Origin of the sequence: Amycolatopsis sp. cmx-4-83, assembly GCF_046548815.1 — a bacterium.
GTDB classification, from domain to species: Bacteria; Actinomycetota; Actinomycetes; order Mycobacteriales; family Pseudonocardiaceae; genus Amycolatopsis; species Amycolatopsis pretoriensis_A.
In genome coordinates this window covers 367288-387375 of the sequence record NZ_JAEBEF010000004.1, presented here as the reverse complement: position 1 = coordinate 387375, position 20088 = coordinate 367288, and the positions used below count along the sequence as shown (strand labels likewise).

At 71.1% G+C, this 20088-nt stretch carries 15 protein-coding genes; 4 read left to right on the top strand and 11 right to left on the bottom strand.

Annotated features, from left to right (window positions below; all coding sequences use genetic code 11):
• Positions 1 to 170: 170 nt before the first annotated feature.
• Together ACLJQM_RS14285 and ACLJQM_RS14280 are read left to right on the top strand one after the other, a co-directional pair.
• The gene (locus ACLJQM_RS14285; RefSeq protein WP_410631597.1) at positions 171 to 812 is read left to right on the top strand and encodes a carbonic anhydrase; all 642 of its coding nucleotides are present in this window, start codon (positions 171 to 173) and stop codon (positions 810 to 812) included.
• A gap of 405 nt (positions 813 to 1217) precedes the next feature.
• A complete protein-coding gene (locus ACLJQM_RS14280) occupies positions 1218 to 1370 on the top strand; it encodes an ATP-binding domain-containing protein (RefSeq protein ID WP_410631596.1) in 153 nt (50 codons plus the stop codon).
• 411 nt (positions 1371 to 1781) lie between these two features.
• Here ACLJQM_RS14280 and ACLJQM_RS14275 read toward each other — a convergent pair whose 3' ends face one another.
• The 8 genes from ACLJQM_RS14275 to ACLJQM_RS14240 are packed head-to-tail and all read right to left on the bottom strand — an operon-like array spanning position 1782 to position 14270.
• Complete coding sequence (locus tag ACLJQM_RS14275) at positions 1782 to 5264, bottom strand: hypothetical protein (RefSeq protein WP_410631595.1); 3483 nt, start codon at positions 5262 to 5264, stop codon at positions 1782 to 1784.
• The gene (locus tag ACLJQM_RS14270; protein ID WP_410631594.1) at positions 5261 to 6979 is read right to left on the bottom strand and encodes a TIR domain-containing protein; all 1719 of its coding nucleotides are present in this window, start codon (positions 6977 to 6979) and stop codon (positions 5261 to 5263) included. Before ACLJQM_RS14270 ends, ACLJQM_RS14275 begins: the two co-directional genes overlap by 4 nt.
• A gap of 11 nt (positions 6980 to 6990) precedes the next feature.
• Positions 6991 to 8637 carry a tetratricopeptide repeat protein gene (locus tag ACLJQM_RS14265; protein WP_410631593.1) on the bottom strand — a complete coding sequence of 549 codons (1647 nt, stop codon included), beginning with the start codon at positions 8635 to 8637 and terminating at the stop codon, positions 6991 to 6993.
• Positions 8634 to 8804 carry a hypothetical protein gene (locus tag ACLJQM_RS14260; protein WP_410631592.1) on the bottom strand — a complete coding sequence of 57 codons (171 nt, stop codon included), beginning with the start codon at positions 8802 to 8804 and terminating at the stop codon, positions 8634 to 8636. Before ACLJQM_RS14260 ends, ACLJQM_RS14265 begins: the two co-directional genes overlap by 4 nt.
• A 25-nt stretch (positions 8805 to 8829) precedes the next feature.
• Complete coding sequence (locus ACLJQM_RS14255; protein ID WP_410631591.1) at positions 8830 to 10428, bottom strand: hypothetical protein; 1599 nt, start codon at positions 10426 to 10428, stop codon at positions 8830 to 8832.
• A complete protein-coding gene (locus ACLJQM_RS14250) occupies positions 10425 to 11921 on the bottom strand; it encodes a hypothetical protein (RefSeq protein ID WP_410631590.1) in 1497 nt (498 codons plus the stop codon). Before ACLJQM_RS14250 ends, ACLJQM_RS14255 begins: the two co-directional genes overlap by 4 nt.
• Complete coding sequence (locus ACLJQM_RS14245; RefSeq protein WP_410631589.1) at positions 11902 to 13818, bottom strand: Hsp70 family protein; 1917 nt, start codon at positions 13816 to 13818, stop codon at positions 11902 to 11904. Before ACLJQM_RS14245 ends, ACLJQM_RS14250 begins: the two co-directional genes overlap by 20 nt.
• Before the next feature lie 8 nt (positions 13819 to 13826).
• Positions 13827 to 14270: a hypothetical protein gene (locus tag ACLJQM_RS14240; protein ID WP_410631588.1), complete on the bottom strand. Its 444-nt coding sequence runs from the start codon at positions 14268 to 14270 to the stop codon at positions 13827 to 13829.
• Positions 14271 to 15787: 1517 nt separating this feature from the next.
• On the opposite strand from ACLJQM_RS14240, the gene ACLJQM_RS14235 reads away from it, so the two are divergent.
• Positions 15788 to 15967 carry a hypothetical protein gene (locus tag ACLJQM_RS14235; RefSeq protein WP_410631587.1) on the top strand — a complete coding sequence of 60 codons (180 nt, stop codon included), beginning with the start codon at positions 15788 to 15790 and terminating at the stop codon, positions 15965 to 15967.
• A gap of 932 nt (positions 15968 to 16899) precedes the next feature.
• Here ACLJQM_RS14235 and ACLJQM_RS14230 read toward each other — a convergent pair.
• Entirely contained in the window at positions 16900 to 17451 is a 552-nt protein-coding gene (locus ACLJQM_RS14230) for a hypothetical protein (RefSeq protein WP_410631586.1), read from the bottom strand.
• 236 nt (positions 17452 to 17687) lie between these two features.
• Here ACLJQM_RS14230 and ACLJQM_RS14225 point away from each other — a divergent pair, with 236 nt between their 5' ends.
• Positions 17688 to 18029, top strand: a complete 342-nt coding sequence (locus ACLJQM_RS14225) for an ATP-binding protein (protein WP_410631585.1) — start codon at positions 17688 to 17690, stop codon at positions 18027 to 18029.
• 13 nt (positions 18030 to 18042) lie between these two features.
• Here ACLJQM_RS14225 and ACLJQM_RS14220 read toward each other — a convergent pair whose 3' ends face one another.
• Together ACLJQM_RS14220 and ACLJQM_RS14215 are read right to left on the bottom strand one after the other, a co-directional pair.
• Complete coding sequence (locus ACLJQM_RS14220) at positions 18043 to 18723, bottom strand: response regulator (RefSeq protein WP_410631584.1); 681 nt, start codon at positions 18721 to 18723, stop codon at positions 18043 to 18045.
• Positions 18720 to 20018 (bottom strand): sensor histidine kinase, encoded by a 1299-nt coding sequence (locus ACLJQM_RS14215; RefSeq protein WP_410631583.1) that lies wholly within the window; start codon positions 20016 to 20018, stop codon positions 18720 to 18722. The genes ACLJQM_RS14220 and ACLJQM_RS14215 overlap by 4 nt, the downstream gene beginning before the upstream one ends.
• Between the last annotated feature and the right edge of the window lie 70 nt (positions 20019 to 20088).

Here is a 20088-nt window from a genome sequence, read left to right as displayed (position 1 = left end):
ACCGGCACGCCCGCCACGGAGGGTGCGGTGCCGACACACTCGTGGCGCCCAGGGCCCGACGTCGATTTCGGGTGTCGCGGTGCAGTAGGCCGCGCGGATCATCGAACAACCGAGGGAGTTCCGACTTGCTGGCAGGGAGGTGATCAGCGCATCTCGCCTAGACTACGACCATGGCCAAGATCGAGTCCCCATCCCCTGCTGAAGCGTTCGAGGTCCTGCGCGCCGGAAACCTCCGCTTCGTGACGGACACCCCGGAGCACCCGAACCAGGACGCGGCACGCCGCGCCGAGGTCACGCCGGGGCAGCGCCCGTTCGCCGTGCTGTTCGGGTGTTCCGACTCCCGGCTGGCCGCCGAAATCATCTTCGACCGCGGCCTGGGTGACCTGTTCGTCGTCCGCACCGCGGGTCACGTGGCCGGCTCGGAGGTCCTCGGCAGCATCGAATACGGCGTAGCGGTGCTGGACTGCCCGCTGGTGGTGGTCCTTGGCCACGACTCCTGCGGCGCGGTGGGCGCCGCGTCCGCTGCCCTGGAGGACGGGGTGACGCCCGGTGGCTACATCCGGGACGTCGTCGAGCGGGTGACACCCAGCGTGCTGGCGGCGCGGGCCGCCGGTCGCGTGGAACCGGGTGAGGTCCTCGCCGAGCACGTCCGTCACACGGTGGACCTGCTGCTGGAGCGCTCCCGCGTGCTCGCCGAGCGGGTCGACGAGGGCCAGGCCGCGGTCGTGGGCATGTGCTACCGGCTAGCCGACGGCCGCGCCGACGTGGTGGCAGCCCGCGGCCTCGACGTCACCACCGGCTCCGCACCCTGATCGGACACGGGCACCCAGCACTGCTCACCGGGGCTCGCGGGGTCCCGCCGCGCGGCGAAGCCTGTTGGCGATCGCAAAGACAAGCCCCTCCTCCACCGGCAAGAACCGGCGCCGACGACCGGCTCACCCGGCAGGTCCTGCTCTTCGGCGTCGCCCTCACCCCGGCCACCTTGCTCGGCGCCTGGACCGGCAAGAAGATCGTCGGCCGGATCAGCGAACACGTCTTCGTCCTGCTCGTCCAACTCGGCCTCATCGCCGCCGGCATCCTCTTTCTCGCCGGACTCTGACCGCGCCCACACTGCCGTCACTTCCCAGCGACGTTGATCAAGCAAACAACCACCGACCGCAGTCACAAACCACGGACATCAGCAGTCGGTTTACGCCGTCACAACCACGTCGTGGTTGATGCTGCAACGCAACCTGCTCTACACCGGCATCACTCGCGCCAAGAGGCTGCTGATCCTCGTCGGCTCCCGCGAAGCCCTCGCCGCGGCCGTGCGCACCCCCGGCCGCCGGACGCCGCCACACCGCTCTCACCCACCGCCTCCACCCACTTGAAACGCGGCCCGAACCACCCCTGGCCGACATGATCGACACCGCAGACATCTCGGTCGACGCGCGTAGCCGAACACGCCGGCCGGCTATCCAGAGGATGTCCGCACCGGGTGGTTCGCACTGCGGAACGAGGAGGAGGCGATGCACATGCACAACACGCGGCCCCGGAGACCACCCCGGTCACCGTCGGGCTCAGCCCCTGCTGCCGCCCTGTCAAATCCCTCCTGTGTGGATGCCGCCACGACGCGCTCGACGAGCCGATCCCGCCGCTGCTGACCGTGCTGGAGCACCTGCGCGAAGCCCTGCAGGCGTTGCGTGATCGCCTCTGAGCGCCAACCCGTGCGGGCAGTGGTCTCCGACCTGCTCGGCACACTCGTCGCACTTGCCCTGTGCGTATTTGCGCTCGGTGCGTCGTCAGCCGACCTTCGCGGCGATCTTTTGGACCTCCACGAACTGGGACTCGTCCGTGAGTGCGTGGTAGCTGTCGGCTGGGTCGCGGTCCAGCAACGCGGAAGCATGCGTCGCGCATTCGGTGCGCAGGCGGGCCAATTCGTCGCGCAGGGCCTCGCGCCGTGCGCCGAACGTCGCGCGCATGGCGGTGCGGACCGAGACCGCGTGCTGGTAAAGCAGGCGGGTGAGCTGGTAGCGGGCGTGGGAATTTCCCTTGTCGTCACGCAGCAGCCGGCGGAGGTCCTTGGCCAGCGAGTCCGAGTCCACCTCGCCCGGACGGCGCCGGTGTTTGGCGATCGTCACCTCGACCAGGAGCCGGCGGTGTGCGTCGCCAGCGTCGAGGTACGACACCTGGCCGAAGTCGTCTCCGATTTCCTCGGTCGTGGGCAGGGGGCCGTCCCACCGCATCCAGCGGCGGTGGACCTTGATCATCAGCCGGCGCACCTCCTCCGGGTGTTTCCCCCGGCCGGCGAGTCTCCGCAGCCGTGTACGGGCGTCGCTGAAGTCGTCGCACTGGATCGAGAGGCGCACGTACGCCAAGGAGTCGCGCGGGATGCAGGCGGCACGCGCTTCGGCGAGCAGCGGCCGTGCCCGGTCCTGCTCGTCCACCGCGTCCAGGAGTTCTCCGAGCATGGCGGCCGGGCCGGCGGCGCCACGCAACCGGGTGACCCAGTGCTCCATGGCGGGCAAAGCCGCCAGTACCGCGTCCCGGACCTCGTGGTCCGGCGCGTTGGTGTTCAGCAGGTCGAGAGCGTGTTCCACGGACGGCAGGTAGACCGCGTGCGGATCGTCCAGCAGGTCGAGGTAGCGCTCGGGGGCGCCGGTGGCGTGCCAGGACCGGTACAGGCGCTGGTACCGGCGGGGGAAGTCCGCCGAGGAGTCGAGCCGGTTCTCGGCGGCGCGGAAGACACGTTCGACGGCGAACCGGGCGGCGAGGTCCGACAGGTCGTTGAGCTGCCTGAGGTACGTGCTCGGCGCGCCGAGCCGCAGGACTGCCTTGCGCACCGTCTCGTCGGCCGGGTCCAGTCGCAGCTCGTCGAGCAGGCGCAGACTGGTGAGGATCTCGCCGGAGCTTTCGCTGACGGGCCAGTCGTCCGCGCCGAGGAGCTCGTTGGCGATGCGCGACTTCCAGCGGACGCGTGCGTGCGTCCACGCGACGTGCGCCTCCTCCTCGGCCGGGTCGGTCGCCGCACGCACCCGGCTGCCGGGGTCGCACGCGGCTTCGTGGGCGGCCTGGAACGCGGCACGGCACAGCTCTTCGAACGGTGCGCGCACCCGTCTCGGCAGCGGTGCGCAGGCGGTCGCGACGAGGTGCAGCCGGGCGTCGAACGCTTCGCCGAGCTGGGAAAGCCCCACCGACCGCGTGACACCGAGGCGCAGCACCGGACCGCGGTACGACAGCGCGCGGTTGAGCTCCTCGAGGCGCAGGTGGGCGAGGGCGAGCGCGACCCGCGCCGGGCTGGTCAGCTCGGCGGGGACGCCGCGCGGCGGCGGGTCGGGTGCGCCGTCGCCGGGCGACCTGCCGCACAACGCCGCCGTGCCGAACGAACCGGCCAGCACGCGGTGGACCTCCGCCCGCTCGGCAGCGCCCCGTGCCGGTGAGTCCACGAGCAGCGCCTGCGAGTAGAGGGCCTCGAGGTAACGGCTCCAGGACCGGTTCGCCGCGGCCACGTCGCCCGCCGCTGTGTGCGCGACCGCGAGGTTGTGCAGGACCGCGGTGGACATCGGGTTCTCGGTGAGCATCGCCTGCCAGAGCCTGCGGGCGGGAGTGTGCGCGCCCATCCGGTGCTGGGACTCGGCGAGGCGGCCGCCGAGGTTGGACCGCAGCAGCACGAGTGCGGAACGGCGGTGCAGCGACGGCGGGTAGGCGTCGAGTGACTTCCAGGCACGAGCGGCGTTGCCCGCCAGCGACCGGTCGACGGCTGCCACCGCGGCGGCGACCCGCTCCCGGGGGTCGGCGGAACGCGGCGGAGGTGGGGCCGGTTCGGCACCAGGCGGAATGGGCTCGACACGTGTCGCCGGAGCGAAGGCCTCGAGTTCCCGGTCGATCTCGGCGACACCCGCGGACGGCGGTACCGCGTCCGAGACTTCGCACGAGTGCAGCCTTTTGCGGATCTTGCTGAGGTGACCGTTCAGCGGGCTCGGTTCCTGCAACGCCTTTTTGCAGCGTTCGAAGCGCTCACCGAACTCCTCGGAGCGGGCGCTGTGCACGGCGGCCTGCCCGACCTTCTCCAGCTCCCACACCCGTTCGGCACAGACGTGGTCGAGTCGTTTCGCGATGTCGGCCAGCACCGCGTGATCCGCACGGATCCGGGACGCGTCCGCCAGATCGGCGCGGCGGAGCGATTTGGCGATGTCGCTCGCGCTCTTCTTCAGCCGTGCGAAGGACTCGGCATCCCGTTCGAACGCCGCCAGCAGCGCGTCCGGATCGGAATCCGGTTCCTTCGCCACCACCACATCGGTCAGCGGCTTCGGCGGTGTGGCCGCTTCGATGGCCCGCAAGGCCGACGCCATCGCGTCGAGGTGAGCCGCCGGATCACCGCCGGTGAACCGGCGCGCCGCCGCGTACGCGGCCAGGCTCGGCACCTGCAGCGGCCGCCACAGCAACCGCCGCTGGTGGACGAGCGCGACGAGCAGATCGGGCAGCTCCCGCCGCTCGAGACAACCGGCGAGGCGGGCGGGCAGCGACTCCTCGTCGGCCTCGAACAGCTCGCACACCAGGTCGAGCACGCGGCGGGCCGGTCCGTCGGCCAACGGTGCCGCGAGCCGGCGGATCGTCGCGGGCGGATACCCGTGCACCAGCCACTGCACGGCCGACACGGCGAACGCCGCGGTGCCGCCGGCCCGCCGCCCGGCGAGCTCGGCGATCCGCCGCAGGTCCTCGGCGACCACGTCCCGGCCGCGCGCGCCCGTGGGCCTGCGCAGCACCAGTTCCGCGCTGATGTCGTGGATGCCGGACCAACGGGACTCCCCAGGGCGCACCAGCGACGCCGGCGCGGCCCCGTCCAGGTCCCGGCCCGCGCGAACGGCCGATGCGATCTCTTCAGCCCGTTGCCGCTCCTCGCCTTCGTAGGAGGGGGTGCCGGCGCGTTGCTCGTGCAGGCCCTGGTGAACGATCGACAGGTGGGCCCAGACCCGGTGGTTGGCGGGCGCGGACCCGGCCGCCGCGGTCAGCCAGCTCAGCGCGGCGTCGAGCCGTCCGTGCCGCAGGTGGACCAGACCGACGTGGTAGGGGTGCTTGGGGTTGTCCGGATCGACGCGGTGCGCGGTCGCCAGCAGCGAAAGCGCCTCCGCCGATGGTGTCGTGGGGTGCACGGCCAGCCGGAAACACGCTTCCGCCAACGCGTCCAGCTCGTCGGCGCTCAGGCGGGCGCCCTGCTCGTAGCGGGCCAGCAGCTTGTCCGCGACCGGACGCAGCACCTCGGGCCGGCTCTCCGGAGCGGTCATGGCTGTTCCTCCGCCCCGGTGCGCAGCTCGTCGACCGGCAGGATCAGCGTGCCCAGCCCGTCCGATGTCGCCGCGAGCCGCCCGTCCGGCGAGATCGCGAGCGGGTGGGCCGAGGTGACCTCGATGCGGCCGTCCTGCATCAGCACGTGCGAGCCGTCCGGGTACTCGAAGACGACCAGCCTGCCGTCCCGGGACGCGCACACGACGCGGGCGCCGGGCACCGTGCGGAAACCCAGGTGCACGCCCAGTTCGGCGTCGAAACAGACACCGAGACCCTCGTCGTTGAGCACGATCGACAGGTCCGGCCCCACCAGCGCGTCGGCGAGCTGCTTGACGGGCAGGTCCACGACGAGCGGGCGCTCGGCTCCGTTGTCCAGGCGGTAGATGTGGTGCTCGCCCGCGATCAGCGTGTACGCCGGCCCGTGGTGGATGCCCAGCAGCAGTCGTTCCAGCTGGTGTTCGGCTTTGACCTGACCCTCGTCGTACACGGTCAGCACCCCGTCCAGATCGCCGACGAGTAGCCGTCCTTCGCCGTCGGCCCCGAGCAACCCCACGCCCGCGCGGTGCTCGAGCACCGCCTCGGGTTCCGGTCCCGCCAGCGACCAGACGGTGCCGTTCCACATGCCGGCGAGCGGCGTCTCCCCGTCGAACACCAACGCTCCCGGCACGGCGAGGCCGGGCGCGCGGGCGAGGTTCGCCGTGCGGGTGCTCCCGTCGGGTGCCGCCACCACGACCTGACCGGTCCAGTCGGCGACGGCCACGGAACCGGCCCCGCGTGCCCACAGCCGTGGCCGTCCGGCCAGGCGTGCGGTGCCCTGCACGCGGCCGGGTTCGTCGAGCGCGTGCACGGACAGGTGCCCGCCGTTCAGCACGACGACCCGCCGCGCGTCGGGGAAGAACGCCTGGCGGCCGCTCGCGGGCAGGCGCGGGTGCACGCGGTCCGGGCCGCTCGGCTGCGGCGCCGGCGGACTCACCTGGATCGGCGCGGTCTCGACGGGTTCACAGCCGGGTGCCTGCGCGAGCAACCGCACGGACTCGATCGCCCGGCGGAACGACAGGTCGGTGAACGTCGCCGTGCCGTGCTCGGTCGGGTGGGCGAGGGTGCCGTTGAGACCGGAGCCGGGCGGCACGGTGGAGAGCGTGATCGGCTCACCGCTCTCCAGCACCGTCGTCCCGTCGGCGCCGGTGACCGACACCCGCACCGTGGGCAGGGTGTGGTTGACCACGGCGCCGGACAGCGGTCCCTCGAACCGGAGCTGCCTGCGGTTGCGCGCGGGTCGCAGGCCCAGCGCGTCGCGCAGCGTCTCGAACCAGTTCGGGTGGGTGACGGCGACCCAGTTGTACTTGCTCGCGGTGAACCAGATCTTGTCCTTCGCCGCCTCCTCCATCAGCACCGGGATGAACCCGACCTTGCCCGCCTTGTTGAGGTCGACGGCGCGCTGGAGTTCGAACTGGCAGACGTTCTTGGTGAAGTACCGCAACGAGTAGAGGGCGACGAAGTACCGGGACCGGGGCAGCGCCGTCTCCAGGTACTGCTCCCAGTCGACGCCCGGCGGGAAGCCCTCCCGGCCGACGTCGATGAAGATCCGCGGCGGCACGCCTCGCGACGTGATGCACTCGTGCAGGCTGTCCGCGAGATCTCTGGCCTTCTGGTAGTCCTCACGCGCGTAGCTGATGAAGACGTCCCAACCGTCGTGGCTCTCGGGCTCGGTCATCTGCTGCCCCTTCACGCGAACCGGTCGGCCGCGGTCACGATGTCCTGGAGCACCTTCCGCTGCCGCGGATCGGTGGTGGAGCGGAGCAACCGCCGCGCCTCCCGGCCGAGGTCCGAGAGCTCCGCGCGGTAGAGGCCGACGCCCAGTCCGAGCAAGGCCACGGACCGCGAATCGGCGCCCGCCTTCTCGGCCCACCGGTTGAAGCGCAGGACCAGATCGTTGACGTTCACGGCGGCCAGGGCCTCGTCGATCTCCGCCAGCCGCTGTGCCACGGCGTCCGAGAGCTTCCGCACGTGCCGCTCGTTCTCCCTGGTGCCGGCGATCGCCTTCAGTCCCGGCACGCGGTCTCGCAGCTGTTCCATGGTGCGGCGCAAGGTGATCAGCTGGTGGCGGGTGGGCGGGCTGCCGATCGCGGCCATCGCGGTGTTGTGCTCGTCGAACGCCGCGTTGATGGTCAGGACCGCCTTCGTCTCCTTGGCCCTGACCAGCAGCAGCTCCGCATCGGCCAGCATCGGATCGCGTGCGGCGATCCCGGCGGCGGTGATGGCTCGGTCCGGCTCTTTGCCTTGCACGATCAGGCAGAACGCGTACAGGTAGTTCGGAGGCGGGTAGGCCGGCACGAGGTCCAGGATCTTGGCCAGCACCCGTTCGGCCGCAGCCCAGCGCCCGTCCGCCACCAGCCCGGTGACTTCCTCCCGGTACTGGTCGGCGATCAGCGCGTAGAGCCGCATCGCGCGTTCGGGCGAGAGTTGGGGCGGGGGCAACGGTTTCGCGGGCGAGCGCGCACCGCGGGCGAGTCCTTCGAGGTACGCGTCGAAGTCACGAACCAGCTCCGTCTCGCGCCACTCGCGATCCAGCCGCCGCAACGCCTTGCGGGCCCGCTGGTACGCCCGGTCGGCGAGTGCATGCACGGCATCCCTCGCCAACGGCCGCAACGCCGCCGTCAGGAGCGCGTCCGCGAGCGTGCGGAGCTGACTCGCGTCGCCCTCGACTTCGGCCACCGCGGCCTGTGCGGTGCGGTACGCCGCCTCGAAGTCACCGTCCAGCGCCAGCATGATCGCGAGCAGGTACGGCGGTTCCGGCTCTTCGGGCGCGAGCTCGATGAACCGCCGGAACCTCTGGACCGCGCCGCGCGGGTCGTGCTCACGCGTGTCGAGGAACGCGTCGGTCTCCTCGGGGGTCAGCACATCGCGCAGCGTGGCACGCAGCTCCAGGACGCCCTGGCGCACCTGGGGATCGTCCGGCCGCTCGCGCCACATCGGCAGCGTGATCTCCAGCGCCGTCAGCAGGTCGTCGAGCCGGTAGTGGCAGTAGGCCAGCAGGTAGCGCGCCTCGGCATGGCCGGGGGAAATCTCGAGGAACTCCGCGAGTTGGTCCAGCGCGAGCGCGTACTCGCCGCGGGCGACGTTCGCGCGGGCGTCCTCGAGCAGGTCCTCGCCGTCGTCGCCGATGTCGAGGGAGTCCTCGGCGGCGAGCGTGACGAAGTCGGGCAGGAAGAGCGCGGACGGCGCCGCGCGTTCGGCGCGCCGCCGCGTGATCTCCTCCAGCCGCCGGAAGTGCTCACCGAGGTCCCCTCCGCCGAAACTCAGGCCCGAGAGGTCGGGGAGCTGGGGCGGCACGTGCGGTAGGGCGGGCGTGTCACGCCGGTCGGCGGTCATCCGGGCAGCGATTCGGGTTCGGGCACGTACCCGAGCGCGCGTGCGGCGACCTCGCGGCAGAGCAGGTACTCGGTCTCCTGGTCGAGCTTCAGCATCAGCGGCAGCGAGGCCGGCAGCGACGCCTCGTCGAACAGCTGCTGCTCGTCCGGCGCCCGGCGGTACTCCACCGGCGGCAACAGCCCGACCAGGCGCTCACGGTCCAGGCTCGGCCGCCGCTTCCACGCTGTTCGGATCCGGGTCAGCGGTGACGGCATGCTCGTCCCATTCCTCCTGCGGCAGCAGGAACTCTCCGGTCGTGACTACGAGTTGGTGCTCGCTCTGGTGCAGCGCCTGCGCCTGCGTGGCGAAGACGTCGGCGACCGCGTCCAGCTCCGCCAGCCGTTCCCGTAGCCGGACCCGGGCGGGTGCGTCGTCGGGCAGGTCGCGCAGGCGCGGGTAGATGATCAGCTCGATGCGGCGGCGCACGGCCTCGATCCGCTGCCGCAGCTCCTCGGGCGACGCGGGGCGCACCGGGAGCGTCAGGTCCTCGCCGAGGTCTTCGGCGTAGCGGGTGAACTGGTCGCGCAACGAGCGCAGCTCCTCGCGGTGTCCCGAAGGTACGCCGGGATCGGCGAGGAACTCGTGCACCAGCCGCAGGAACCGCGACCGGGCGTCGCCCTGGCCGCCCAGTGCCCGTTCCTTCTCGACCAGCTGCAGCACTTCGGGGACGGTGATGGCCTTGGCGGCGTTGAGTCCCATCCCGCGTTCGAGGACCGCGAGCGCCGTCCCGCGCTCACCCTCGTTGGCCGCGAAGTAGTACCAGAGCAGGCCTTCGACGAGGTACGCGTCGCCCAGCTCTTCGTCGATTTCGACCATCGCGTTGATGCGCCGCGACAGCTCCTGGCGATCCTCGGTACCCGGTGCGCCGGACATCTCCGGCCGGTTCGCCCAACGCCGCAGGAGGACGAGCACCGAGAGCAGTGTCATCGCCGTGCCCAGCTGCTTGCGGTACTCCTCACCCGCCTTCGCGTCCGGCTCCAGTGCGCCCAGCCGCTCGTCGAGCTCGTCCGGGTCGCCTTGCGCCCAGTCGCAGGCCAGCAGCCCCAGTTCCGCCTCCACGGTGCTCAGCTCGCGCTCGATGGCGCGTTCACGAGCCGCTTCGAAGGCCGCGCGGGCCTCGGAGTGCCGATGGTCGAAGAACAGCTGGATGCCCTTGAGCACGTGCAGGTTCTCCGCGGCCTTCGGGATCTCCTCGGTCAGCACGTCGAGGTCGCGGACCCGATCGAAGTGGTGCAGGGCCTCGTCGGTCTCCCGGCGCCGCCAGTGCGCGCCCGCCAGGTGCAGGTGCGACGCGGCGGCGGCGAGGCGGGCACCCGGCCGTTCGGCGAGTGCGGCCTCGTGCTCGCGGTAGAGCTCCACGGCGCGTTCGTGGCGTTCCAGCTTGTGGTGCAACCACACCGTGAGGTGCGCGGCCGCTGGGTCGTGCCCGGAGGCCGTGGCGAGGCTGTCGACGGTGCCGGCGGCCAGCCAGTACCGGTCGGCCTGGTAGGTGCCGAGCATCGCGCGGACGTAGGCGTGCGCGAATCGCGCGTCGGCGAGGTCGCGTCCGCGCGGGCCCGCGTTCATCGCCTCGCCGAGCAGGCGGTCGGCGTTCTCCAGCTGCTCCCGCTGGTGCCGGTCACCCGCGAGAATGCCGAGTGCCTCGTGCAGCGGCTCACGCCAGCGGCTCGGCACGACGACGAGGAAGTGCCAGGCGCCGGCCAGGCACACCAGCGCCAGCACGACGCACATCACGAGCAGCACCGCGGTCACGGGTTCTCCTCCTCGGCCATCTCGTCCTCGAGTTGTTCGAGCAGCAGCTCGTACAGCTCGATCGCGGTGATCTCCACGGACCCGTTCTCCCGCACGCGCCGGAGGCCCTGCTCGATCACGCCGGTGACCTGGACGGCCTCGGCGTGGCGGCCGAGCAGCCAGAACGTGGTGGCGTAGGCGATCATCAGGTCGAACCGCCACCACATCAGCGTTTTGCCGTCGTGCAACCACTTGTGCGCGAACGCGTTCGCTTCGCGCACACGGCCCTGGCGGATGAGGTGGCTCGCCATCGCGGGCGCGTGCTTGCCGCGCAACGCGTGCGGCAGGCGGTGGAACGCGGTCTGCACGGTGGTGTCGAGCCTGCGGGTGAACGAATCGTCGATGGCGTCGGACAGCAGTGTCTGCACCACCGCCCACACCTCGCCGACGGCGACGACCGACATCTGTTCCTCGTACGCCTCGACGCGTTCCGGGGCGGCCTCCACCGCGCGGTCGAGCAAGGTCAGCGCTTCGAGTGGCGCGGCCGTGTCCTGGTAGGCGATGGTGGCGGCGAGGACCAGCACGTCGTAGTGCGGGTCGTCGACGAGCACCGCGCGGGCCAGCGCGAGCGCCTGGTCCGGTTCACCCGCGTCGCGCAGTGCCTGAACGGCGGCCACGGGGTCCATGGCGTTCCTGGCGCGCTGCAACCGATCCGCCAGCCGGCGGACGTCTGCGTCGCCACGTCGAGGCGCGGTCGTCAGCTCGCACAGGTCCTCGAGAACCGCCCGGATCGGGCCGACCCGCCGCATCCACACCGGCAGCCTGCCGTCGAGCCGTTCCCCGGACGGTGCGACAGCGCAGGCCGCGCGGTGCAACAGTCGTTCGGCGTCGCTGTCGGGGCTGGTGCCGAAGCAACGCAACGCGGCGACCGCGAGCGCGAACAGGTCTTCCTCCCGGCCGACCGCGGTCTGCCCGCGCGCGAGGTCCGGTGCGAGGTACAGCACCCGTTCCGGAGCGGTCAGCAGCTCGGTGAACGACGGTGCGCCCCAGCGCGGCAGCGGCAGGAGCTGCGGGCCGGTGTCGGTGAGCACGATGTCGGCGGGCATCGGCACCATGCCCGGTCCCAGCGACTCCCACCAGCCGGGCAACGCGCGCAGTGCGGTGACGACCGCATCGACGCGCCGGGCCGGGTCGGGATCGGCGATGGCGTCGGCGAGGCTGTGCCTGCCGCTCGTCTCGTAGCAGACGACCTGGTACCAGCGACCGCCGAGACGTTGCTGGTCGCCCGCCGTGTCGGCGGGGACCACGGTGGCCAGGCCCGCGCGGGATCCGAGGTGCTGCCAGCGGTTCAGCTCGTCGCGGTGGTCGGCGCCGAGCTCGGCGCGTGGGATCAGCCGGTAGCACCGCCGGCGGGCAGGCGCGCGGTACAGGGTGCCGCGCCTGCCGACCCCGACGTATTCCGCGTCGAGCTCGTGCGCGATCAGGCGGACGGGGTCAGCGCCGGGCGCGGTCATAGGCGTCCTCGAGACGGTCGGCGAAGCCGTCCAGCTCCGCGCCCGTGCGCACGGCTGCGGTGAACTCGCCCAGCGCGACGGTGAGGTCCTGCGGTACCTCGTGGTCCGCGGTCCACGCGGTGACCTTGCGGAACAGCCGCCGGAACTCGGCGGGCACGGCGTCGGGATCCACGGCGGGAGCGCTGTCGGGCACCACGTCGACGGGCGGCGGAACGGTGAAGGGGAAAGCGTCGGTGCCCGCCGCCGGACCCGCGTCCCGGGCACTCGGCTCGAGCAGCCGCAGCAGCCGGCGCCTGCTCTCGGCGAGCATGTCGATCTTGCCGATGCTGGTGCTCTGCCGGAACGTCGCCTCGTACTCGCGGCCCGCGTTGGCGTGGAACACCTTGACCTCGAGCAGCCCGTTCACGTCGAGCTTGAACGTGATGTCGAACTGGTGGTAGCCCGCTTCCCGCGGCTCGATCTTGTCGAGGACGATCGTGCCGACCCGCGTGTTGTCGAACACCATGCCCGACTCGCCCTGGTAGATCGGCACCTCGACGTTCTCGGAGTCCTTCTGGTTGGTGTAGCGCTTGTCCTTGCGCGTCGGGATCTTCGCGCCGCGCTCGATCAGCGGGTCGAACCTGTCGTCCTGCACGCCGACGCCGAGGGTGTGCTCGGTGATGAGCCGGATGTCGAAGTCGTCGGCGTCGGACTGGCGCTCGGCGGTCGGCCGCCGGTTCAGGTCGAAGGAGTCCGACGCCTCGAACCGGCCGGCGAGGATCGCGGCACCCCGCGCGACGAGGGTGTCGGGATCGCCGTCGGCGCGGACGAAATCGTCGTCCTTCTCGAAGTGGTCGACCAGCATCTCCCGCACGAGCGGGATCCGGGTCGAGCCGCCGACCAGCAGAACGGCGTCGACGGCGAGCGGCGGCTCGCCCGGGCCGCCCTTCGCCAGCTCCAGCGCCTCGAGGACCTTCTTCAGCGACCGGTCCAGCGTCGGCTTGATCAACGACTTGAACGTGGTGCGGTCGAGCTCGACCGACGCCGCGCCACCACCGAGGTCGATCGTGGTGGTCTCGTGCAGCGAGAGCTCGCGCTTGGCCTTCTCGGCGGCGGCCAGCGCCTGCATGCGCTCGTCGTCGCTCGGGGACGAGCGGCCCAGCTTCTCGTTGAGCCACTTCGCGATCGCCGCGTCGAAGTCGCCGCCGCCCAGCCGCGCGTCACCCGCGGTGGCGAGAACGGTGATCTGCCGGTCCTCGGACTCGATGATCGACACGTCGAACGTGCCACCGCCGAGGTCGAAGACCAGGTAGATCCTGCTCTCCTCGTCGGCGCGGTCCACCCCGTACGCGATCGCCGCCGCGGTGGGCTCCGGGATCAGCTGCCGCGGATGCAGGCCCGCCAGCAGCGCCGCCTCCTCGGTGGCCTTCTTCTGCCGCTCGGTGAAGTAGGCGGGCACGGTGACCACCGCGTCGTGCACGCCGCGGCCGAGCTCGCGTTCGGCGATCTCCTTCATCCGCATCAGCACCAGCGCGCTGACCTCCTGCGGCCGCAACCACTCGCCGTGCAGCCGGACACGCAGCGGATCGTCCACCCGGAACGACGTACCCCTCGCCCCGAACAGCCTGAGCGTCTCCTCGCCGAAGAGCGCGCCCATCTCACGTTTGATCTCGATGATCGTCTCCCGGCCGCGACCGGGCAGGGACATCGCCCGCTTCGCCGCGGCGCCGACGATCACGACGCCGGCGTCCGGGTCGAAGCCGACCACGGAAGGGGTGGTGTCGGCGGGCGGGTCGAACGTCCGGTCGGGAACGATCACCGCGGTGTCCTCGTCGGTGTCGAACATCGCGATCGCCGAGTACGTGGTACCCAGGTCGATGCCGACGACCCGGTGCAGGTTCGGGTTCTTGTCATCCATGTTCCCCGTCATCCGTCGGTGCGCCCGGGCTGCTGGTGGTCGAGCAAGGGGGTGGGGCTGAAGTCCGCGGTGAAGTCCGTCCGGGTGGTGTCGTCCGGGTGGTGGACCGCTTCCCCGGCGTCGAGCAGGAACCGTTCGAGCTCACGGCGCAGCGCGGCGAGGCTGGTCGCCCGGTCGTCGAAGACCGGATCGCCCGCGGGTTCGAGCCGCAGCAACGACAGCGGCGGGTGTTCCGCATCGTATGCGGCCCGGTCCTCGGCCTTCTCCAGGCTCAGCCCGTGCGCCTGCGCGATCTCTTCGTCGCTCGCGCCGGCCGCCTTCAAGCGGGCGACGTACCGGTCGGTCGCCGCGCGGATCTCGGCGGCCGTCGCCTCCGGCGCGAGGCCGAGCTGCGCATAGCGGTTCTCGCGCGGCACGACGAGCGGCAGCGCGAAAAGAGAGGTGACGTCCATAGCTTCAAGTTCGATCACTTCGCGTGATGAGCCATAACCGAACGTAAACGAGTAACCGTGTCATCCGGGGACCCCTCCCATGCCACTGGTGACGGCGCTCACTTGCAGGATCGCACGGAGTTACCCGGATGCCCAAATGGGGTACGTCGCGGGCGGAACGACGGTGAACGGGGCCTTCGCCCGCCGACGCGATTTCCGGCGCAATTCGTGGTGGGACGGTTGGTGATGGCTGTTGTCGGTCGACCCATCCCAGCAGTTCTACGGCCTGGTATCTCGGATAGCTCAGGCCACTGGCTCGCCCGACGCCGTCCTCATACCGTTCTCGACGGCGGCCGCGGCCTGGCGGACGCGTCCGGCTCATCCCGGGAGGCGAACCCGACGAGCGACATAGGAGGACCAGCCCTGCCCCAGGCGGCTCCCGACGCCCTCGCCCGCGTGCGGATCAACAGCGCAACCGCGCCAGCTGATCTCCGGCGACCGAGAGCAGCCCGGCCAGCCCCAGCAGTCGCAACTCCGGCACGGCCAACGCCTACAGCGTCCCCGCCCGTCGCTGAACAGCTGTGCCACCCCACCGGCCGTTACGCACAGTCCATCAATGAACGATTTCGGTAGTACCCGCAATCGCGTTCCGCCACCGACTCACGGCTTGACCAAGGGGTCGCAGAGCCATTCGGACAGGTCCTGCCGAGTGGTTTCCCGGTTCGTTCGGGGAGGCCGCCAGGCGGGTGACGCCGTTTCGGCCTCCGAGGCGCCACACGGAGCCGCTCCGTGTCCGGCACCTCGGCAGGTTCGAGGGGGCCGATGCCCTGCCGAGGTTCAGGCACCGGCGCGTCACTCGACTCGGTGAACGTCGGTTCGGACGTCATTCCGGCCGCGGCCAGTCCACTTGTCTGGTGCTGAAGTGATCGGTCCGGCACGCCCCCCAAACCGAGGACGCGGTGCTACCTGCCCGCCGCCGTCGCGATCGGCGGCGGGCAGCCGCGACGGGCTCTCGCAGAAGAGACTCGACCCCGTCCGGGGTGGGCAGCTCGGCAAGAGGCGACCGAGCCCGCGCCGGTTCGAGAGTTCGCAGCAATCCGACTCGTCGGCCAGTTCGTAGCGTCGACCGATCTCGGAGCAAGGCTTTCCGTTGGGGTGTAGCCGCGCGGGCCCTCAGCCCGCTTGCCGAGGACGTCGTCGAAAGCGTCAATCGCAGCGGGGTAGACGGTATCGAGGTCCCAGTGGCCGCCGGTGTCGTGGCCTCGGACGTGCTCGAGGTACAGGGGTCTTCAGGCTGTTGCCGCGATTGAATGGCATCGACGCCGGATCTCACGCTCGCGGGCAGCGATTTGCGGTCATTTCTGACGAACAGAAGCCCCTTCCCCGGCTGCGGTGACAAACCACGGCGCAAGCCACGCGCCGAGCGGGACCAGTGTGAACCGCGGTAGAAGTAGCGTTTCCGATGGACAACTCGTCCACGCACGTACCGCAGTGTGCGTCCGGCTGCCTTCGCTTGGGTTGCTCCGACAGTGGCACGGATGGCCCCGCCCCACGACCAGTTCGGCGTACCGGCGTTCGACGCGGCGTACCCTGCGAACCCGAGTGCGGCGCCGGCGATCGCGGCAGCGGCGCCGGCGACCGCGACGGCGACCTGGGCGATCGGGCGCCAGTTGTTGCTGACCCAGTTGGCGGCCTTGCTGATGAAGGACCACCACTAGCCGTTGAGGTCGGTCTTGGTGATGGGGCCGGCGAGAACGTAGTCGTAGTCGTTGGCGGATCCGCCAACGACCGGGTCGACCTACAGGAAGCGGCCGACGAGGGGATAGTAGGTCCGGGCTTCATCCGCACGAGTTCGAGCGAGTCGGCGTGCTCGTACGGCCGCTGGTGCCGTCCCAGCCAGCCGTTGTCCCTCTGGCCAGGCTGGTTGTCCGGCACGGCGCCGGGGTCGACCGCACCGGCGGGGTGTGAGCGGCCGGCCGTACGGGGTGTACGTCCGCAGGCTGCCGACCTGCTTGCCGTTGTTGTCGCAGGTGCGCGATGTTGCCACGCACGTCGGGCAGGTCCCATGTCGGCGCCGCGGCGCCGTCTCCACCGCGAACGGTGTACAGCATCCCGCCGGGCAGCGTCAGCGTGCGCGTTAGCAGGCGCTTGTCGGTGGAGCAGGTGAGATCGGCGCTGTCCCCGTCGGCGGCGTCGCCGTAGAGGACGTCGGTCGCGGTGTCGCCTTGGGCTGCGTTGCGCCGGACGATGCGGTCGGTCGCGTCTCGGACGTAGGCGGTGTCCGCCGGACGGCCGCTCCGGCGGGGAACTGGCGGGTGCCCAGCACCCGCCCGATCGTGTCGATCACCGCGGCGGTGTGGGTGTCGAGGTGGGTGTCGACGCCACCGGCCACGTCGGACCGTTGCTCGGTCTCGGCTGTGGTAGAGGGCATCATCGTCTTGTTGCTCGTTGCTGGGCAGGGCGGCACGCACCAGCCGGGCAAGGTGGCCGAGACAGAGATGGGGCCTGTGCCCGGCTCCTATGAAGTCAAGGTCGCCAGGTTCGGTGCGACGAGCACCTCCCGGCCGGGCCGGCACATTCGGTTAAGGACCCGAAATCAGTCAGTAGCTCGGCAGGCCCGGCCCGGAGATGCTCCCCAACATCATCTCTGTCAGTAGTGCAGCGTAGCGGTGTAAGCCGGTGCGCTTGTCGAGTCGCAGCGAGCGATCACGGTCGCGTCGAGGTGCGTCGGTTCACCGGCAGCATCGAAACTGATGCTGCGGACGGTGAACTCGCCGTAGGTGGTCCCGCAGCCGCGGCCTTCCCCCTCGACCCTCAGCCCGGGGGCGGTCGCGGTGGCGCCGGGGTAGCTGGTTGCCCCGGCGTAGCGGCCGGCATGCAGCTGCTGTCCGCTGGGCGGGCTCAAGTAAACCGCCCAGTACGTGCCGGCGTACGGGCCGCCGTGGCGAGGTTCGAGCACGGTGAAACGAACGGCCGTGTTGCCCCAGTAGCTTTCCAACACGAAATCCGCGGTGGCGGGGCTGTAGTGCTCAGCGTTTCCTTGACCGAGGTAGTCGCCGACCTCGCTGGTGTAGCTGTATGTCGGTGAACCGGTCGCAGCCGAAGCCGGCGCGGCCGCAGGCAGCAGCGTGGTGATTGCGGTCGCTACGAGCGCAGTCGCGCTGGCAAGTCTTCGGTGCGAACGGCAGTGGATGAAATTCACGGATTCCCCTCCAGGTGACGTGCGATCCGGGTAGTCGCACGCCTCTGTCCGTACCCGGTTTTCGTGGAGGCTAATCACTTTACGAGCGCAGGATGTCCTTCGGCAGCGAATCACCCGCGCTGCAGTGCGCAAATGGATAGGTCCGCCCAGCTGGCTGCAGCGCGATTCGGTCGTGAACGTCTTGGCGAGGTCCACAGCTGCATGACATCCGATCCTCGACACCGGCCGGCGGCGTGATGACGCGCAATGCACCGGCAACGCGGTCGTCTCGGGCCACGCCGGCCATCTGGAACGCTTGTTCCGCAACGTCCTCGATAACGCCGTCCGGCACGCGGAAACATCTGTCCACAGCAGAACGACCACCGGCAGCGAGCGGCATCCCGGTCGAAGACCGCGACCGCGTCTTCGACCGGTTCGTCCGCCTCGACGTGAGCCGGGACCGCGCGGGCGGGAGGAACGGGCTCGGCCTCGCCATCGCCCGCGAAATCGTCACAGCCCACCGTGGCGGCATCTTCATCACCGACGCCGAGGAGCGCGGGACCACTGAGTTCGTCTGGCTGCCGCAGCGCGAGCCATGAAGCCGCCGCGGGCTCACACGCTCGGCGGATTCGGCCGGGTCAAGCCGAGGTCGTAAGCGAAGATCACCGCCTGGACGCGGTCTCGGGCACCCACCTTCGCCAGCACCCGGCCGACGTGGGTCTTGACCGTGGATTCCGACAGCACCAGACGTTCGGCGATCTCGCCGTTGGTCCACCCGCTGCCGATGGCGACCAGGATCTCCTGCTCGCGTTCGGTCAAGCTCAGCCAGCGGGGATCGGTCCGGGACGGCGGATCGGCGCTGGTGTCCGGGAGCCGCTGGGCGTAGGTGTCGAGCAGCCGCCGGGTCAGCGCCGGGGCGATGACGGCGTCGCCGCCCGCGACCGCCCTGATGCCGGCGAGCAGTTCTTCGGGATGGGCGTCCTTGAGGAGGAACCCGCTCGCTCCGGCACGCAACGCGGCATATGCGTACTCGTCCAGATCGAAAGTGGTCAGGACGAGGACGCGAGACCGGCCGCCGGTGGCGAGGATCTGCCGGGTGGCTTCGATGCCGTCCATGCCCGGCATGCGGATGTCCATGAGGACGACGTCGGGCCGCAGTTCCGCGGTCCGGCGCACCGCTTCGGCCCCGTGCGCGGCTTCCCCGACGACGTCGGTGTCCGGCGTCGCGTCGAGCAGCATCCGGAAGCCGAACCGTTGAAGGGGCTGGTCGTCGACGATGAGCACGGTCGTCACGGCGCACCCCCGGGCGGCACCGAGATCGGGGTGAGATCCAGGACCGCCTGCACGACCCACCCGCCGCCGGCGGTGGGGCCGACGGTGACCGTGCCGCCGTACAGGGCCGCGCGTTCCCGCATCCCGGCGATCCCGTGCCCTTCCTCGGCGGGTGGATCGAGCGGCGCAGCGGCGTCGGGCGGACCGGCGTCCTGGACGCGGATGCGCAGCGCCGGACCTTCGACGGCGATCAGGACGTCGACGCGGGTGCGCGGGCCGGCGTGCTTGAGCGTGTTGGTGAGCGCCTCCTGGACGATCCGGTAGGTCATCAGCTGCACCCCGCGATCGAGGGTGTCCAGCTCACCGGCGGACCGGAGGAGGATCTCCGGTCCGGCGGCGCGGATCCTCGTGCACAACGCGTCAAGGTCGCCGATGCCCGGCTGCGGGTTCAGCTCCGGCGCGTCCGCTTTCTCCCGCAGGACACCCAGCATGCGCCGCAGCTCCCCCAGCGCCTGCCGCCCGGCGTCGCCGACCAGCTCGAGCGCTTGCTTGCTGCGTTCGGGGGTGACGTCGGCCGCGTAGGCGCCGCCGTCCGCCAGCGTGATGATGACCGACAGGTTGTGGCCGATGATGTCGTGCATCTCGCGGGCCATCCGGGTGCGTTCGGTGACGGCGGCCAGCCGGCTGCGCTGGTCCCGCTCGATCTCCAGCTGCCGCGCGCGATCGCGCAGGCTCGCCAGCTGGGCCCGGCGGATCCGGACGGCCAGCCCGAGCGCGACGGCCGCGGTGACGGCGGTGAGCAGGAAGAACAGCGCCTCCCAGAACGACACCGCGCGGGAGACCCGGGCCGCCACGGGGAGCAGGAGGACCACCACCCCGGCGCACGCCCACGGCAGGTGCCTCAGCCGGGCGTGCAGGGTGACGCTGTAGAGCGCGACGAGCAGGGCGACGTCGGCGCGCAGGAAGACCCCGAGCGACCACTGGACGACGAACACCGCCGCGGTCAGGGCCAGCGCGACCGAGGGGGCCCGGCGCCGCCAGAACAGCGGCAGCAGCAGGCCGGCCTGCAGGGCGAGGGTGCCGGCCGCCGGCAGGTGGGTGAACGCGAGCCGCAGCTCGTCAGGACCGTGCCCGTCGTCGATGCCCGGGACGAGGTCCGGCACGCAGAACAGCAGGAACAGCGCGACGATCACCGCCAGGTCCAGGACCCACGGGTGGCGCCGGTCGGACCGCCGCAGCCGCTGGCCGTACGACGTGAGGCGTGCGACCAGCGGGGATCCGGTCCACGACGGCGCCGCGGCTGGGTCGTCGGGCACGGGCGTCACCTGCTCATCGTTGCGGAAAACCGCCGGCGCGGCACCCAGGGGGCCGCGCCGGCGGGGGCGT

Coding starts and splice junctions, on each gene's coding strand:
- ACLJQM_RS14245 (WP_410631589.1), bottom strand. CDS start 13,818: ATGGATGACAAGAACCCGAACCTGCACCGGGTCGTCGGCATCGACCTG.
- ACLJQM_RS14270 (WP_410631594.1), bottom strand. CDS start 6,979: ATGACCGAGCCCGAGAGCCACGACGGTTGGGACGTCTTCATCAGCTAC.
- ACLJQM_RS14235 (WP_410631587.1), top strand. CDS start 15,788: ATGGCCCCGCCCCACGACCAGTTCGGCGTACCGGCGTTCGACGCGGCG.
- ACLJQM_RS14250 (WP_410631590.1), bottom strand. CDS start 11,921: ATGACCGCGCCCGGCGCTGACCCCGTCCGCCTGATCGCGCACGAGCTC.
- ACLJQM_RS14240 (WP_410631588.1), bottom strand. CDS start 14,270: ATGGACGTCACCTCTCTTTTCGCGCTGCCGCTCGTCGTGCCGCGCGAG.
- ACLJQM_RS14280 (WP_410631596.1), top strand. CDS start 1,218: ATGCTGCAACGCAACCTGCTCTACACCGGCATCACTCGCGCCAAGAGG.
- ACLJQM_RS14275 (WP_410631595.1), bottom strand. CDS start 5,264: ATGACCGCTCCGGAGAGCCGGCCCGAGGTGCTGCGTCCGGTCGCGGAC.
- ACLJQM_RS14225 (WP_410631585.1), top strand. CDS start 17,688: ATGACGCGCAATGCACCGGCAACGCGGTCGTCTCGGGCCACGCCGGCC.
- ACLJQM_RS14265 (WP_410631593.1), bottom strand. CDS start 8,637: ATGACCGCCGACCGGCGTGACACGCCCGCCCTACCGCACGTGCCGCCC.
- ACLJQM_RS14285 (WP_410631597.1), top strand. CDS start 171: ATGGCCAAGATCGAGTCCCCATCCCCTGCTGAAGCGTTCGAGGTCCTG.